The organism is Streptomyces sp. NPDC002742 (genome assembly GCF_042888885.1).
Taxonomy (GTDB): Bacteria; Actinomycetota; Actinomycetes; order Streptomycetales; family Streptomycetaceae; genus Streptomyces.
Genome location: NZ_JBIAQF010000014.1, coordinates 1 through 14970 on the forward strand (window position 1 = coordinate 1; position 14970 = coordinate 14970).

A 14970-nucleotide genomic window follows, 5' to 3' on the forward strand; every position below is an offset into this window, starting at 1 on the left:
CCACCCCCCAGGTCATGCTTTCGACAGGGGGACACAGTCATGCCGGGCCCGGAGGCCAGCGGTCCCGTTGCGGAACCGCGAAGAAGATAACGGGGGTACCAGGCTACGAGTCTGCCGGGGCGCACCGTTCGAAGCCGCCGGACCTCTCCGCCGCGTCCGGCCCCGGTGCGCCGACACCGCGCGGCCGAGACCACGTGGCCGACACCGTGCGGCCGACACCGCATGGCCCACACCGTGTGGCCGATACCGTGCGGCTGACGACGAAAGACGCGCGATGCCCCTTTCGCTGGGGCATCGTTGACCTGGAGCATCACGCCCGCAGCGGACGCACGGAAAGTATGATCAAGCAATGTCTGACTTGACCGAAACCACGCCCGGCTGGCTGTCCCGTGACGAACTGGAATCGGCCCGCGCCCGTATGCCGATCCTGTACGTCGAGGCCGTACCGGTGCGCGTCGACGACAACGGCGAAGTCACCCACATCGGGCTCCTGCTCCGTATCGGTCCGGACGGGACGGTCAGCCGCACCCTCGTCTCCGGCCGGGTGCTGCACCACGAGCGGGTCCGCGACGCCCTGCTGCGACACCTGGAGAAGGACCTCGGGCCGGTGGCTCTCCCCCGTATCCCTGCCTCCCTGCAGCCCTTCACCGTCGCCGAGTACTTCCCGACGCTGGGCATCACACCGTTCCACGACCCGCGCCAGCACGCCGTGTCCCTGGCCTACATCGTGCCGGTGACCGGCGACTGCCGCCCCCGGCAGGACGCCCTCGACCTGGTCTGGTTCAGTCCGGAAGAGGTCGCGTCACCCGTGGTCACCGACGACATGCCGGGCGGTCAAGGCGTTCTGCTGAGGCAGGCGCTGGCGTACGTCGGACGTATCGCCTGACGCGGAGATCCACCGAGGCGGAGATCCACGGGCTGGGAGACGGTCCATGGGTGCGCACCCGACGGACCGTCACCACCCGTCCTAGCGGCCGTTCCACACCGGGCTGCGCTTCTCGGCGAAGGCGGCTGCGCCCTCGCGCGCGTCCTCGGAGACGAAGACCGGCGCGATGATCCGCTCCTGCTCCTCCCAGCCCTCGGCGAGCGTCCAGTCCGCGCTGGAGCGGGCGATGCGCTTCGTCGCGGCGACCGCGAGCGGGCCGGCCGACGCCACCCGTGCGGCCAGTTCCAGCGCGGCCTCCAACGCCGTCCCGGCGGGCACCAGCCGGTTGACGAGGCCCACCTCGGCACCACGCTGCGCGGTGATCGGATCGCCGGTGAGGAGCATCTCCATGGCGATCGCGTACGGGATACGGCGCGGCAGCAGCAGTGCGCCGCCGGCGGCCGCCACCAGGGAGCGGGTCACCTCCGGGACACCGAACCTGGCCGTGTCGCCCGCGACCACCAGGTCGCAGGCGAGCAGCAGCTCGAACCCTCCGGCCAGCGCCCAGCCCTCGGCCGCGCCGATCAGCGGCTTCTTCGGCGGGGTGATCGTGATGCCGGCCAGGCCCCGGCCCTCGATCGCGGGGCTCTCGCCCCGGAGGAACGCCTTGAGGTCCATCCCGGCGGAGAACGTTCCGCCGGCTCCGGTCAGCACGCCGACCCGCAGGTCGTCGGACGCGTCCAGCTCGTCGACGGCTTCCGCGATGCCGCGGGCCACGGCCAGGTTCAGGGCGTTCTTCGCCTGCGGCCGGTTGATGGTGATGATCTGCACGCCGTCGCGGCGCTCGACCAGGACTTCGTCCGACATTGTCGTTCTCCTTGTGGTGCGGTCGTTCCGGCTCAGTTGCTCGGACGACGTTTTCTGCAGCCGTTCAGCCGTTGGACGGCGCGGATCGCAGGATGCCGGCGAGGAACGTGTCGCAGAAGACGTCCGCGATCTCGCGCGGCGGGAGTCCGGCGTCCTTCTTCAACCACACGTAGGAGTAGTTGAACATTCCGAGGATTCCCTTCAACGCCACCGCCTCGGGCAGCGGTTTGAAGTCCCCTGCGTCGATGCCCGCGTTGAGCGTGCGCCGCCACACCTGCTCGTACTGCTTGCGCAGATCGAGTACGGATTCCATGAGCGGGCCCGTGAGCGCGGTGAAGTCCCGGTAGTGGACGGTCCATTCGAGAACGTGGTCGGCGATGTTCTCCATCAGCGTCCGGGCCAGTTCCCTGAACCGCTCCTCGGGATCCTCCACGCGCTTCTCGATCTCGAGCGCGATCTCGACCATCACGCGCAGCTGGGAGGCGCTGATCTCGAAAAGCAGGGCTTCCTTGTTCCCGATGTGGTGGTACAGCGCACCTCTCTGGAGCCCGACAGCCGACTCGAGTTGGGCCATCCCTGTGCCGTGGTAGCCGTGCTCGGCGAACAACTCCGCCGCGGCACGCAGAATCCGAGCTTTCTGAGGTGACTTGGGGGCCATTGACCTGCCATTCTCGAGAAGGTTGCCGGGGGAGGTAGAGACTACCGAGGGTTGTCGCGCCCGCCTGCGGGTGCCGGTGCCCCTCGCTGTCAGCTCTCTTCCGGGGCGTCGGGCCGGCCGAGATACGCCGGGTTGGCCACGAGCAGTTTGTCCCGCACCGTCCCGACGACGGCTTCCACGACGCGGGGGTTCACAGACGTCACGGCGCCGGAACGCAGGGCTTCGGCGAGGTCCCGCTCCGTCGCGAACCCGAGGCCGTCCAGCCGCCCGCGGTGCCGCTCGGTGACCTCGGCCGAGAGCAGGAGCTCCCGCCGTACGATCCGCAGGGCATTGGCCGCGACCCTGGCGAGGTAGCCGCCTCCGCCCTGCGAACCGAGCTCACCGCGGGCGAGGGTGCGCTCGACCACGGCGAGCAGATGGTCGGCGTCCGGTGCGTCGTGGGGCGCGGCGCCCGTGCCGACCGTTTCGGACTCCGCTGCGTCGACGACGGCCAGCGTGTCCTCGACCTTCTCCGGCCGCGTCAGTCCGAGCGCGAGCAGCAGGTCGAACTCCGCCTCGCACACCCGGCGGCCGATCACCGCGTGTTCGAGCGAGTCCTCTTCGCCCTCCAGGTGCACGGCGGCCTGCTGACGGCAGATCAGCACCCAGCGCAGCGTGCTGTAGACCTCCCACCAGTGCAGTTGCGCGTCGGTCGGGCGCCAGCCCGCCACCTGCTCGTAGCCGTCGAGGAGTTGTGCGCGGGTGCCGAACCCGCCGACCGGCAGCGCCGAACCGAAGCGCCACGCCTTCACGCACAGCCAGCCCAGATCCTCGACCGGGTCTCCGCGGTGGACCAGTTCCCAGTCCAGGACCGCGCGGATGCCCTCGGGGCCGACGATGGCGTTGCCGTTGCGCAGGTCTCCGTGGACGACGGTGTCGGCGACGGCGGGCACCGGGTGGTCCTCCAGCCAGCGGATCGCGAGTTCGACCGACGGCCTGGGCGAGTCCCATCGTTCGGCCAGGGCGCGCAGCGCGGCGATCGGGTCCTGCCGGCCGAGTCCGCCGAGGGTGTCGGGGGACATCGTGTGGATCCGCGCGGCGATGGCGCCGAACTGTGCCGCGAGGGTCTCCCGTGCCGTGGCGTAGGCGTCGTCGCGCAGCAGGCGGCGGGGGATCACCTCGCCCTCCACGAGGCTCATCACGATGTAGGGGTTGCCGCCGAGCGACGCCCCGCTGTCCACCAGCTCCGGGACCGGGACCCCGGCCGCGGCGGCAGCCGCCATGACCTTGGCTTCCAGGTCCATCGTCTCGGCACCGGCCGGGCCGGACAGGTCTCGCCGCAGGACCAGGTCGCGGGAGCGGCCCGCGACCTCGACGGTGAAGCGCATGGTCTGCCGGCTGGCGCCCCCGGGCAGGGCGCTGGGGACGGTGGCCGACACCGGTGCGCCCCAAACGGCGCTCAGACGCGTCTCGATCTCCTCCTGGTCAGTCATCGAGACCGTCCTGGAGCCAGGGGGCGCGGGAGGGGTCGGCCAGCAGTCGTCGCGCGACGACCATCCGGTGGACCTCGTCCGGGCCGTCGTAGATGCGGGCGAAGCGCGCCTCGCGGTACATGCCTTCGAGCGGCGTGTCGTCGGTGACGCCGAGCGCGCCGTGGACCTGGATCGCCCGGTCGATGACGTTGTGGAGCATCTGGGCGGCCCAGAACTTGACGATGCTGATCTGGATGCGGGCCTGTCCGTCCTGGTCGAACTGCTTCGCGGCGTCCAGGACCATCAGCCGCGCCGCGTGGATCTCGGCCGCGGACTCCGCGACGTAGCGCTGGATCTCGCCCTTCTGCGAGAGCAGCGAGCCGTGGGCGTAGCGCGTGTTGGCGCGTTCGACCATGAGCTCGAAGGCGCGCTGGGCCTGGCCGAGCCAGCGCATGGCGTGGAAGATCCGGCCGGGGCCGAGGCGGATCTGGCCGACGGCGAATCCGCCGCCGCGCTCACCGAGCAGGTTCTCGTAGGGGACGCGGACCCCAGTGAGGCGGATCTCGCAGTGGTCCCCGCCGGTGGAGCCCATGGTCTTGAGGACGCGGACGACCTCGAAGCCGGGGGTGCCGGCGGGCACGACGATGGCGGACAGCGCATGATGGGCCTTGACGTCGTCCGGCTCGGTGCGGGCGTAGACCGTGGTGAACGCCGCGTCGGAGCCGCCCGTGGTGAACCACTTGTGGGCGTCGATGACCCACTCGTCGCCGTCGAGCCGGGCGGTGGCCTGGATGAGCGTCGGGTCCGATCCGGCGACCTCCGGCTCGGTCATTCCGGTGCTCGGGGTGATGTCACCGGCCACCAGGGGAAGCAGCCAGCGCTGCTTCTGCTCCTCGCCGGCGAAGCGGTGCAGCATGATCGCGTCCTGCATCGACAGCGTGCCCGCCGCGAGCTGTCCGTACTTGGAGCGGCCGATGATCTCGTTGACCAGCGCGAACTCGTAGAACGGCAGACCGCCGCCGCCGATCTCGGCGGGGTGGCCCAGCGCCCACAGGCCCTTTTCCTTGGCGCTCGTCTGCAGGCGCCTGAGCGCGACGGCGGCGGTGTCGCCCCCGGCGTCCAGGGCTCGTTCGGCGGGGATGACCTCACCGTCGACGAACTCCCGCATTGCGGCGCGAAGTTGTGATCCTGACTTACTCATGGGCTTCATTCCTGACAGCAGCGGACGGGCAGGGCGGTGCGTCGTTCACTTGGGGGGAAGGCGGACACCTCCGTCGATCCGGATCACTTCACCGTTCATGTAGCTGTTGGAGAGCAACTCCCAAGCGAGGCTGGCGAATTCGTCGGCCTGGCCGAGCCGGCGCGGGAAGACGACGTCCTTGGCGAGCTTGGCCTTGAACTCGGCCGGGTTCGGGACCGTCTCGTAGATCGGCGTCTCGATCAGTCCGGGCGCGATGGTGTTCACGCGGACGCCTACGACCCCGAGGTCACGGGCCAGCGGCAGGGTGAGGCCGACGACGCCGCCCTTGGAGGCGCTGTAGGCGACCTGGCCGATCTGTCCGTCGAAGGCCGCCACCGACGTCGTGTTGACGATCGCGCCGCGCGCGCCGTCGGCGTCGGGCTCGTTGCGGGACATCGCGGTCGCGGCGAGGCGGACGACGTTGAAGGTGCCGATCAGGTTGACCTCGACGACCTTGCGGAACGCGTCGAGGTCGTGGGCCGAGCCGTATTCGCCGTCCTTGCCGACGGTGCGGGCGAGGCTCGGGATGCCGGCGCAGTTGACGACGACGCGCAGCGGGGCGTCGGACACGGCGGCGTCGACGGCGGCGATGACCTGGTCGGGGTCGGTGACGTTCGCGGCGATGAAGCGGCCGCCGATGTCGTTGGCGACCCGCTTGCCGCCGACCTCGTCGAGGTCGAGGACGGTGACCTTGAGGCCCTTGGCCGCGAGGAGGCGGCTGGTGGCCTCTCCGAGACCGGAGCCTCCGCCGGTGACGATCGCCGAGCTGCCTGCCAGTTCCATCGTTGACTCCTTGGTTCGTGTGCGGTGCGGGGTGCGGGGTTCGGCCGAGCCGGTGCCCGGCCGGTGTCCGGTCAGCGTTTGCGGACGAACGCGGCGATCGCCGCCTGTGCCTCGGGGGAGGCGATCACCGCGACCTGGTTGTCGATCTCGGCTTCGAGTGCCTCGGCGAGAGTGGTCCGCCAGGCGTTGTTGAGCAGTGACTTGGTGCCGGCCAGGGCCGAGGGCGACAGCTTGCGAAGGCGGTCGGTGAGGGCGTCCACCTCTGCGGCCAGTTCCTCCGGCGGCGCGACGGAGGTGATCATTCCCCAGTCCAGTGCGGTGGCGGCGTCCAACGAGTCGCCGAGGAACGCCAGTTGGCGTGCTCTGCGCTCCCCCACCAGGCGGGGCAGCAGCCAGCTGCCGCCGCTGTCCAGGGACAGTCCGCGCCGGATGAACAGCTGAAGGAAGCGGGACCGGTCGCTGGCCACCACGAAGTCGCAGGCCAGCGCGAGGTTGACGCCCGCGCCCGCCGCGATCCCGTCGACCATCGCGATGGTCGGGAACGGTGCCTCGTGCAGGGCGAGGACACAGCGGTTGGAGACCCTGATCCGGTCGGGCAGCGCGTCGAGGTCGTCGAGCAGTCCCTCGACGTCCGAGCCGCCGCAGAACGCCCCGTCGGCTCCGGTGACCACCACGGCGCGGGTGGCGGGGTCGGCCGTCAGCCCGGCGAGCAGGGCCTCCAGCGCGCTCCACATCGTGTCGGTCATGGCGTTGAGCTTGCCGGGCCGGTTCAGGGTGATCGTGGCGACGCCGTCCCGCGTCTCGCAGTCGACGCTCATCGGCGGGCCCGCTTGTCGGGTGCGTCGATGGACCGGCCGATGATCTCCTTCATGATCTCGTTGGTGCCGGCGTAGATGGTCTGCACCCGTGCGTCCAGGAACGCCCTGGCCACCGGGTACTCCTCCATGAAGCCGTAGCCGCCGTGCAGTTGGAGGCAGCGGTTGACCACGTCCTGCTGGAGTTCGGTCGTCCACCACTTGGCCTTGGCGGCGTCCTCGGCGTCCAGTTCCCCGGCCAGGTGACGGCGGACGAGGTAGTCCACGTAGACCTGGGCGACCTCGGTGGCGGTGAGCATCTCGGCCAGCTCGAACTTGGTGTTCTGGAAGGAGGACAGCCGCTGTCCGAACGCCTCGCGCTCCCGGCAGTAGTCCATCGTCCAGTCCAGGACGGCGCGGGCGCCGGTGATCGCCGAGACCGACAGCGCCATGCGCTCCTGGGCCAGGTTCGCCATCAGGGTGGCGAAGCCCGTGCCCGGCTCGCCGAGCAGGTTCTCGGCCGGCACCCGGGCGTCGTCGAAGAACAGCTCCGCGGTGTCCTGGCTCTTCAGTCCGATCTTGCGCAGATGACGTCCGCGGGTGAAGCCGACGGTGCCGTCCTCCACGACGATCAGGCTGAGGCCGCGGTGGCGCTCCTCGGGGTCGGTCTTGGCGGCCACGATGACCAGGTCGCAGTTGAGGCCGTTGGTGACGAACGTCTTGGAGCCGTTGAGGACGTAGTGGTCGCCGTCGCGGATCGCGGTCGTACGGACGGAGGCCAGGTCGGATCCGGCGCCGGGCTCGGTCATCGAGATCGCGCCCATGATCTCGCCGGTGACGAAGCCCGGCAGCCAGCGGGCCCGCTGCTCCTCGTTGGTCGCGCTCAGCAGGTACGGCAGCACGATGTCGTTGTGGAGCGTGATGCACATGCCCGAGCCGATGACGTTGGCCCGCTGCAGCTCCTCGGAGATGATCACGTTGTAGCGGAAGTCGTCGACGCCGAGGCCGCCGTACTCCTCCGGGACGGCCATGCCCAGGAAGCCCTGGGCTCCGGCGGCCAGGAACATGGACTTGTCGACGCGGCCGGCCGCCTCCCACTTCTCGTGGTTCGGGACGATCTCGGCCTGGACGAAGGCCCGGAAACTGCTGCGGAAGTCGTCGTGGGTCTCGTCGAACAGATCACGGTGCACAGCCATCGCGTGCCTCCTCTCTCATCGTGCGGTCCATCCGCCGTCGACCGCGAGGGTCTGTCCGGTGATGAAGCTGCCGCCCGGTCCGGCCAGCAGCAGCAGGGCTCCGTCGAGTTCTTCGGGCCGGCCCGGCCGGCCCATGGGGGTGTTGCGTGCGATCCAGCGGCTCGCGGACTCGTCGGCCAGCATCTCGGCGGTCAGTTCGCTGGGGAACCAGCCCGGCGCGATGGCGTTGACGCGTACCCCGGAAGGGGCCCATTCGGCGGCCAGATGCCGGGTGAGGCTGATGACCGCGCCCTTCGCGGCGCCGTAGGCCGACTGGGGGATCGGGGCCGAGGCGACGAGCCCGAGGACGGAGGCGATGTTGACGACCGCCCCGCCACCGCGCTCCGTCATGGACTTCGCGGCGAGCACGCTGAGCTGGAAGAGCGCGGTCACGTCGATGTCGAGGGTCTTGCGGAACGAGGCGAGCGGCTGATCCAATGCGGGCAGCGCGTCGGCCCAGCCGGCGTTGTTGACCAGGATGTCGACGCCGCCGAGCTGTTCGGCGCGGGCGATCAGGGCCGCGCAGTCGTCCTCGTCGGTGATGTCGCACCGGTGGGCCACGATGCCGTCGTGCTCGGCGGCCAGTGACTCCAGGAGGTCGGTGCGGCGGGCGGCCGCGACCACGGTGGCACCGGCCGCGGCCAGCGTCAGGGCGAACCTGCGCCCCAGTCCGCTGGAGGCCCCGGTCACCACGGCGACCTTGCCGCTCAGGTCGATGACGTGGGCCCCCGTGGTCACGACAGCCTCTCGATGACCGTGGCGTTGGCCATGCCGCCGCCCTCGCACATGGTCTGGAGGCCGAACCGGCCGCCGGTGCGCTCCAGTTCGTGCAGCATGGTGACCATCAGCTTGGCGCCCGAGGCACCGAGCGGGTGGCCCAGCGAGATACCGCCGCCGTTGACGTTGACCTTGGCCGGGTCGGCGCCGAGTTCGCGCTGCCAGGCGAGGACGACCGAGGCGAAGGCCTCGTTGACCTCGAAGAGGTCGATGTCGTCGAGGCTCATGCCGGACCGCGCGAGGACCCGCTGGGTCGCCGGGATCGGGCCGGTCAGCATCTCGACCGGGTCCGAGCCGGTGACGGCCATGTGGCGGATGACCGCGCGGGGGCGCAGGCCCAGCTCGCGGGCTTTCTCCGCACTCATGATCAGGACGGCGGCGGCGCCGTCGACGATCTGCGAGGAGTTGCCGGCGGTCACCCGGCCCTCGGGGATGAAGGACGGCTTGAGGCCGGCCAGCGCCTCGGGGGACGTGTCGCGGATGCACTCGTCGGCGAGCAGGGTGTCGCCGGGCTCGGTGACCTCGCCGGTCTCGCGGTCACGCACCTTGCGGGGCACGGGGACGATCTCGCGGTCGAAGCGGCCCTCGTCGCGGGCGGCGGCGGCGCGCTGGTGGCTCTGCAGACCGTAGGCGTCGAGCTCCTCGCGGGTCAGCTTCCACCGGTCGACGACGAGCTCCGCGGAGATGCCCTGTGGGACGAGACCGCTGGCCCCGTACGCCTTGCGGTCGGCGTAGCGCTGGTGCGCCGCCTCGCCGTAGACGGCGCGGATGTCGCCGCCGGGGGCGTTGGAGAACATCGGCACGGTGGACATGCACTCCAGGCCGGCCGCGACCACGACGTCGCAGGTGCCGGCCATGATCGCCTGTGCGGCGAAGTGGACGGCCTGCTGGGAGGAGCCGCACTGCCGGTCGATGGTCGTGGCGGGCACGGTCTCGGGCCAGCCCGCGGCCAGCACGGCCGTCCGGCCGACGTTGGTGCTCTGGGGACCGTTCTGGGTCACGCAGCCCATGATCACGTCATCGATGATGGCCGGGTCGATGCCGGAGCGCTCCTGGAGCGCGATCAGCGTCTGGGCGGCGAGCTCGGCGGGGTGCCAGCCGGACAGGGAGCCGTGGCGCTTGCCGGAGGCGGTGCGGACCGCCTCGACGATTACTGCTTCGGGCATGGGAAACCTTTTCGGGGACGACCGGCACACGAGGGGTGCGCGGTCGGTGGTGTACGGGGCTGAAGGCTGCGGCGGGTCAGGCGGACGGGGCGAAGCCGCGCTCGGCCATCCAGCCGGTGATGACGCCGATGGCCTCGGCCAGCTGGGGGCGCTGGTCGGGTCCCGCGTAGTAGTGCGTGGCGCCCTTGACCACGTGCAGGGTCTTGTCCGGGTGGCCGACCGCGTCGAAGAGGCGCTGGGTGTGGCTCGGGGTGCACGCGTCGTCGGCGCTGTTGCCGATCACCAGCGCGGGGACCTGCAGGTCGGCGGCGCACTTCACGCCGTCGCCGTTGGCGTCGTCGTAGCTCCACTGGGAGAGCCAGCCGCGCAGGGTGTTGAACCGGGCCAGGCCGACCGGGCCGTTGTTGACGATCTTGGGGTCGCCCAGGTAGCAGCCCGGGGCGCGGTCGCTGGGGTCGACGGCGGGGTCGAGCCAGCGCGGGTCGGCCATCGTGCCGTGCACGACGAAGCCGCGCTCCTCCAACTCGCGTCCGGACTCGCGCAGTTCGGCGAGCTGCGTCTTCACCCACGCGGTGATCCTGCGGTTGCGGGCGATCTGCGCGGCCCGGTAGCGCTCGATGAACTCCGCGGTGTACGGCGGCTGGTTGGGGTTCTTCGGGTCGTACAGGTCGAGTTCGCGGTCGCGGACGTCCGGGTCGCTCTCGTCCAGGATCGAGGCGTCCAGCCACTCGGTCATGGTGCCGTGCCGGCTGACGTGCGCGGCGAGCAGCATGATGCCGTCGGCCGGAGGCAGGTCGCAGCGGGTGAGGTCCGGCGCGTCGCCGGCCGGGGTGGCGGTGACCGTCGGGTTCTGGGCCTGCTGCTGGTAGTACAGCGACAGCGAGCCGCCACCACTCCAGCCGGCCAGCACGACCTTGGCGTAGCCGAGCCGGTCGCGGGCGTCACGGACGCAGGCGCCGAGGTCCTGGACGACCTTCTCCATGATCAGGGCGTTGTCGACGCCCCGGTAGCGGCTGCCGCAGTAGATGACGTGGTGGCCGGCCCTGGCCAGGGCGTTCATCATCGGCAGGTAGGCGCCGCCGCCGATCGGGTGCATGAACACGATGACGGTGTCGGACTCCACCTCCTTGGGCTTGAGGAGGTAGCTCTCCAGGGCGACCATCGCGCTCGGCCCGCCGTACGTGTCGCGGTAGGCCGAGGTGTCCTCGAACATCACCAGGTAGGGGATGCGGTCGTAGGCGTGCTTCTTGGCTTCGGTGCTCATATCTGGATCTCCGGGTCTGCGGCGCCGGCTTCGGCCGCCGCGGTGAGGACCGCCTCGCTGGGCACTAGCCGCCGTCGGGTGTCGACGGCGATGATCTTCCACTCGACCCGGGTGTCCCGGTCGAAGCGGCGCCGGGAGCGTTCGCGGGCCTTCTCCGGGGCTCCGTGGTGCGTGCCCTGGGGGGCGTGCGAGATGAGGCCCGGCGGCAGGTCGATCCCGAAGACGTTGCCTCCGTGGAAGAAGGCGATCTCGTCGAAGTCGACGTTGCGGTGGTACCACGGGTAGCGCTCGGTCCCGGGCACGCCCTCGGCGACCCTGGGCAGGAAGTTCATCACGTACACGCCGGTGGCCTGCATGAACAGGTGCACGGTGGGCGGCAGGTGCACGCTCTCCGAGGTGATCACGTTGTAGTCGTCGATGTTGAAGGCGAAGGGGAAGTTGTCGCCCCGCCAGCCTTCGGCGTCGCACGGGTCGTGCGGGTAGAAGATCGAGGTCTGCTGACCGGAGTGGTAAAGCCGGACCTCGTACTCGTCCCGGCCGTCGTCCTCGACCACGGCGGCCTCGGGGACCACGACGAGCGCGCTGTCGAACGGGAAGTGCCGGCCGAGGACGCCCGCCGGCGGGACGCGGAACTCGTCCACCGCCTCGACGACCAGGACGCAGCCGCCGCCCTCGTCGGGGACCTGGCGGTAGGTCGTCGCCTTGGGGATGTAGACGTAGTCACCGGGGCGGTAGGCCAGCGAGCCGAACTCGGTGACGAAGGTTCCGGTGCCCTGGTGCACGAAGTGCAGCTCGTCGCCGTCGACGTTGCGTACGTAGAACGGCGCGGGCGCGCTGCGCATGCTGAGCGAGATCCGGCAGTCGGCGTTGCTGAACATCAGCAGCGGCGCGCCGCTCGGGTCGTCCTTGTCGGTGGGGGTCAGCGCGCTCGCGGCGATGTCGACGCCGGTCAGCGGACCCTCGCTGCGGTACTGGGTGGGGTCGTGGCGTCGGTAGAGGTGCGCCGTGCGGCCCTCGAACCCGCCACGGCCGAGCTCGTCGTCCTTGAGGCCTTCGAGGTCCGCGTGGATCCTGCGGGGCGTCGTGCCTTTCCGCAGGTGGGTGAATGACTCCACTTACCGCTCCCGTCTTCGTCCGGGGCGCCGGATGTTCTGGCATCCGGCGCCCCGGCACCGAATCTCCGTACCGACTGATCGGTACAGTAATCTGGTCAGGTGTTCCCGTCAATCGTGGGCTGTCACCGCCGACCGTGCTGTACGGCACACACGGCCGGCGTTCTCATCGAGGTGCTGCCGTCGCCGCCAGCCGTACGTTCAGCGGGCTCGGGTCGACGTATTCCTCGATCCGGCGGATGTGCCGGTCGTCGCAGAAGACCCGGAGCATGGCGGGCATACGGATTCCTTCGCACCGCCCGCCGAGCTCGACGACGTGCTGCTGTACGAAGCCGTCGTCCAGGACCGTCCGCCGCACTTCCACATAGTGCAGCGGACCGGCCTTCGCGGCGAGCCAGGAGAGCAGCCGCAGGCTTTCCGCGCGCGTCTGGTCGACGTCGTCGTAGTTGTGCCAGACGGTCACGTCCGGGCTGTACAGCGCCTCCAGTTCCGCGAGGTCCCCATGGGAGACCGCGGCGAAGAACCGGTCGGCGAGCGCGGAGACGCCCGCGCTCATGCCTGCTCCCCCTCCGGTTCGCCGGTGGGACCGTAGTTGAGGGCCAGACCGGGGCGCGGCCAGTCCACCTTGATGAGCTGTCCGGTGCTGGCCATGGTCATGTAGGCGGTCCGCAGGCCCTCGCCGCCCCAGCAGATGTTGGTCAGGCCGGGGTCGTTGTCGACGTCGATGTCGACGAACTCCACCAGTTCGCCCTCCGGGCTGACCACGGAGATGCCGGTGTGGACCATCGACGCCACGCAGAGGTTGCCGTCGGCCTCGATGCCGAGCCCGTCGAAGTTCGTGTAGTCGGGCGCGGTGTACAGGAAGTTGCCGCCACCGGAGCCGCCCATGGACAGGCCGCCCTTGATCTCGCCCGGCGCGGTGATCTCCCACCACCACACGCGCGCGGTGAAGGTCTCGTTGACGTACAGCCGCGTTCCGTCCGGGGAGAGCCCGATGCCGTTGGGGCCGTCCATGCCGCCGGTGAGCAGCTTGATCGAGGTGCCGTCGGCGGTCGCGTAGAAGAGCCGGCCCTTGTCGCCCGTGACCCCGTCGCTCTTGCCGTAGTCGGTGAAGTACATACCGCCGTGGGCGTCGAAGACCAGGTCGCTGGCGCTGCGCAGCTGCTGTCCGTCGCACTCGGTGTAGAGGGTCTCCACGGAACCGTCCGTGAGGTCGACCGCCTGGATGCTGCCGGTGACGTAGTCGGGCGCGATGCCGACGGCCCACGTGAAGCCGGCGACCTCGAAGCCCATCATGCCGCCGTTGTTGGTGACGTAGACCCGGCCGTCGGGGCCGAGGGCCGCGCCGTTCGGACCGCCGCCCAGCTCGGCCACCACCGACACGGTGCCGTCCGGGGTGATCCGCGTCAGCTTCCCGCCCAGGACCTCTACGACGAGCACGTCACCGTTCGGGAGCGCGACCGGCCCCTCGGGGAACTTCAGTCCGGTGGCAAGAGTGGTGACATTCATTTGCTTTCCCTTCCCGGGGTGTTCTTTGCAGCTGGCTTTTTACGTTTGTTCCGACGGGCCTTCAGTTCAGTGCCAGGCCCCGCCGCGGCCACTCCACCTTCAGCAGCTTTCCGGTACTGGAGGCGGTGATGTACGCGGTGGTCAGGTGTTTTCCTCCCCAGCAGATATTGGTGATGCCCGGGTCGTCGCCGACATTGATGTCGACGAACTCCACGAGGTGCCCCTTCGGGCTCACCACCGAGATGCCCGCGTGGATCATCGACGCCACGCAGACGTTTCCTCCGGCCTCGACTCCGAGCGAGTCGAAGTTGGTGTAGTCCGACGCCGTGTACAGGAAGTTGCCGCCGCCGGAACCGGCCAGGGACAGGCCGCCCTTGATCACTCCCGGGGCCGTGACCTCCCACCACCAGACCCGCGCGGTGTACGTCTCGCTGACGTACAGCCGCTTGCCGTCCGGCGACAGGCCGATGCCGTTGGGGCCGTCCATCCCGTCGGCCACCTTGCGGATCGACTTCCCGTCGGCGGTGGCGTAGTAGAGCCGCCCCCGGTCGACGGCGGTCGCGCCGGTCTTGCCGTAGTCGGTGAAGTAGAAGCCGCCGTGGGCGTCGAAGACCAGGTCGTTCGGACCGCGCAACTGCTGCCCGCCGGCCTCGGTGTAGAGCGTCCGCACCGACCCGTCGGCGAGGTCGACCACCTGAATGCTGCCGGTGACGTAGCCGGCGGGGGTGCCGCCGGCGAACGTGAACCCGCCCACCGAGAAGCCGTTCAACCCGCCGTTGTTGGTGACGTAGACCCGGCCGTCAGGACCGAGGGCCGCGCCGTTCGGACCGCCGCCCAGCTCGGCCACCACCGACACGGTGCCGTCCGGGGTGATCCGGGTGAGCCTCCCGCCGAGCACCTCGACGACGAGCACGTCACCGTTCGGGAGCGCGACCGGCCCCTCGGGGAACTTCAGCCCGGTGGCCAGGACGGTCACCTTCGGCTTGCGGCTCCTGCCCGGCTTGCCTCCCCTGCCGTCCGCGGCGGCGGCCGCGCCGACCGGACCGAGCACCGCGGCGCCCGAGGCACCCGCGGTCACCGCGGTCATGCGCCCGATCAGCGACCGGCGCGAGAGGGCCCGCCGCGGCGGCGGTATGTCCTGGCCGGGCTCCGCGGACTCTTCGGTTCTTTCCATGGCCAACCGCCCTTTCGGTACAGCTCCTGGTGAACGCGTTGCTGATGTCGCCGTCCGGCCCGAGAACCGTGCCCT

At 70.3% G+C, this 14970-nt stretch carries 15 protein-coding genes; 1 reads left to right on the plus strand and 14 read right to left on the minus strand.

What is annotated here, in order from left to right; genetic code table 11:
- The first annotated feature begins 349 nt into the window (after positions 1-349).
- Positions 350-886 (plus strand): NUDIX hydrolase family protein, encoded by a 537-nt coding sequence (locus ACFYW8_RS24900; RefSeq protein ID WP_389080099.1) that lies wholly within the window; start codon positions 350-352, stop codon positions 884-886.
- A gap of 81 nt (positions 887-967) precedes the next feature.
- Here the strand turns inward: ACFYW8_RS24900 and ACFYW8_RS24905 are convergent, their stop codons facing one another.
- The 14 genes from ACFYW8_RS24905 to ACFYW8_RS24970 form a co-directional block, all read right to left on the minus strand.
- Entirely contained in the window at positions 968-1732 is a 765-nt protein-coding gene (locus tag ACFYW8_RS24905) for a crotonase/enoyl-CoA hydratase family protein (RefSeq protein WP_365869789.1), read from the minus strand.
- 64 nt (positions 1733-1796) lie between these two features.
- Positions 1797-2390, minus strand: coding sequence for a TetR/AcrR family transcriptional regulator (locus ACFYW8_RS24910; protein ID WP_389080103.1), 594 nt, complete (start codon positions 2388-2390; stop codon positions 1797-1799).
- An 89-nt stretch (positions 2391-2479) separates the two neighbouring features.
- On the minus strand, positions 2480-3862 hold the full coding sequence (locus ACFYW8_RS24915; RefSeq protein ID WP_389080106.1) for a phosphotransferase family protein: 1383 nt from the start codon (positions 3860-3862) through the stop codon (positions 2480-2482).
- Positions 3855-5042 (minus strand): acyl-CoA dehydrogenase family protein, encoded by a 1188-nt coding sequence (locus ACFYW8_RS24920; RefSeq protein ID WP_389080109.1) that lies wholly within the window; start codon positions 5040-5042, stop codon positions 3855-3857. The genes ACFYW8_RS24915 and ACFYW8_RS24920 overlap by 8 nt, the downstream gene beginning before the upstream one ends.
- Positions 5043-5087: 45 nt before the next feature.
- Positions 5088-5864, minus strand: coding sequence for an SDR family NAD(P)-dependent oxidoreductase (locus ACFYW8_RS24925; RefSeq protein ID WP_389080112.1), 777 nt, complete (start codon positions 5862-5864; stop codon positions 5088-5090).
- 71 nt (positions 5865-5935) lie between these two features.
- Entirely contained in the window at positions 5936-6682 is a 747-nt protein-coding gene (locus tag ACFYW8_RS24930; protein WP_389080115.1) for an enoyl-CoA hydratase/isomerase family protein, read from the minus strand.
- Positions 6679-7848 (minus strand): acyl-CoA dehydrogenase family protein, encoded by a 1170-nt coding sequence (locus ACFYW8_RS24935; protein ID WP_389080652.1) that lies wholly within the window; start codon positions 7846-7848, stop codon positions 6679-6681. The genes ACFYW8_RS24930 and ACFYW8_RS24935 overlap by 4 nt, the downstream gene beginning before the upstream one ends.
- 21 nt (positions 7849-7869) lie before the next feature.
- Entirely contained in the window at positions 7870-8631 is a 762-nt protein-coding gene (locus ACFYW8_RS24940) for an SDR family NAD(P)-dependent oxidoreductase (RefSeq protein WP_389080118.1), read from the minus strand.
- Positions 8628-9836, minus strand: coding sequence for a thiolase family protein (locus ACFYW8_RS24945; protein ID WP_389080121.1), 1209 nt, complete (start codon positions 9834-9836; stop codon positions 8628-8630). The genes ACFYW8_RS24940 and ACFYW8_RS24945 overlap by 4 nt, the downstream gene beginning before the upstream one ends.
- A gap of 76 nt (positions 9837-9912) precedes the next feature.
- On the minus strand, positions 9913-11100 hold the full coding sequence (locus ACFYW8_RS24950; protein ID WP_389080124.1) for a hypothetical protein: 1188 nt from the start codon (positions 11098-11100) through the stop codon (positions 9913-9915).
- Positions 11097-12215, minus strand: a complete 1119-nt coding sequence (locus ACFYW8_RS24955) for a homogentisate 1,2-dioxygenase (protein ID WP_389080127.1) — start codon at positions 12213-12215, stop codon at positions 11097-11099. Before ACFYW8_RS24955 ends, ACFYW8_RS24950 begins: the two co-directional genes overlap by 4 nt.
- 163 nt (positions 12216-12378) lie before the next feature.
- On the minus strand, positions 12379-12768 hold the full coding sequence (locus ACFYW8_RS24960; RefSeq protein WP_389080130.1) for a nuclear transport factor 2 family protein: 390 nt from the start codon (positions 12766-12768) through the stop codon (positions 12379-12381).
- Positions 12765-13721, minus strand: coding sequence for an SMP-30/gluconolactonase/LRE family protein (locus ACFYW8_RS24965; RefSeq protein ID WP_389080133.1), 957 nt, complete (start codon positions 13719-13721; stop codon positions 12765-12767). Before ACFYW8_RS24965 ends, ACFYW8_RS24960 begins: the two co-directional genes overlap by 4 nt.
- Before the next feature lie 61 nt (positions 13722-13782).
- Positions 13783-14895 (minus strand): SMP-30/gluconolactonase/LRE family protein, encoded by a 1113-nt coding sequence (locus ACFYW8_RS24970; RefSeq protein WP_365869777.1) that lies wholly within the window; start codon positions 14893-14895, stop codon positions 13783-13785.
- Between the last annotated feature and the right edge of the window lie 75 nt (positions 14896-14970).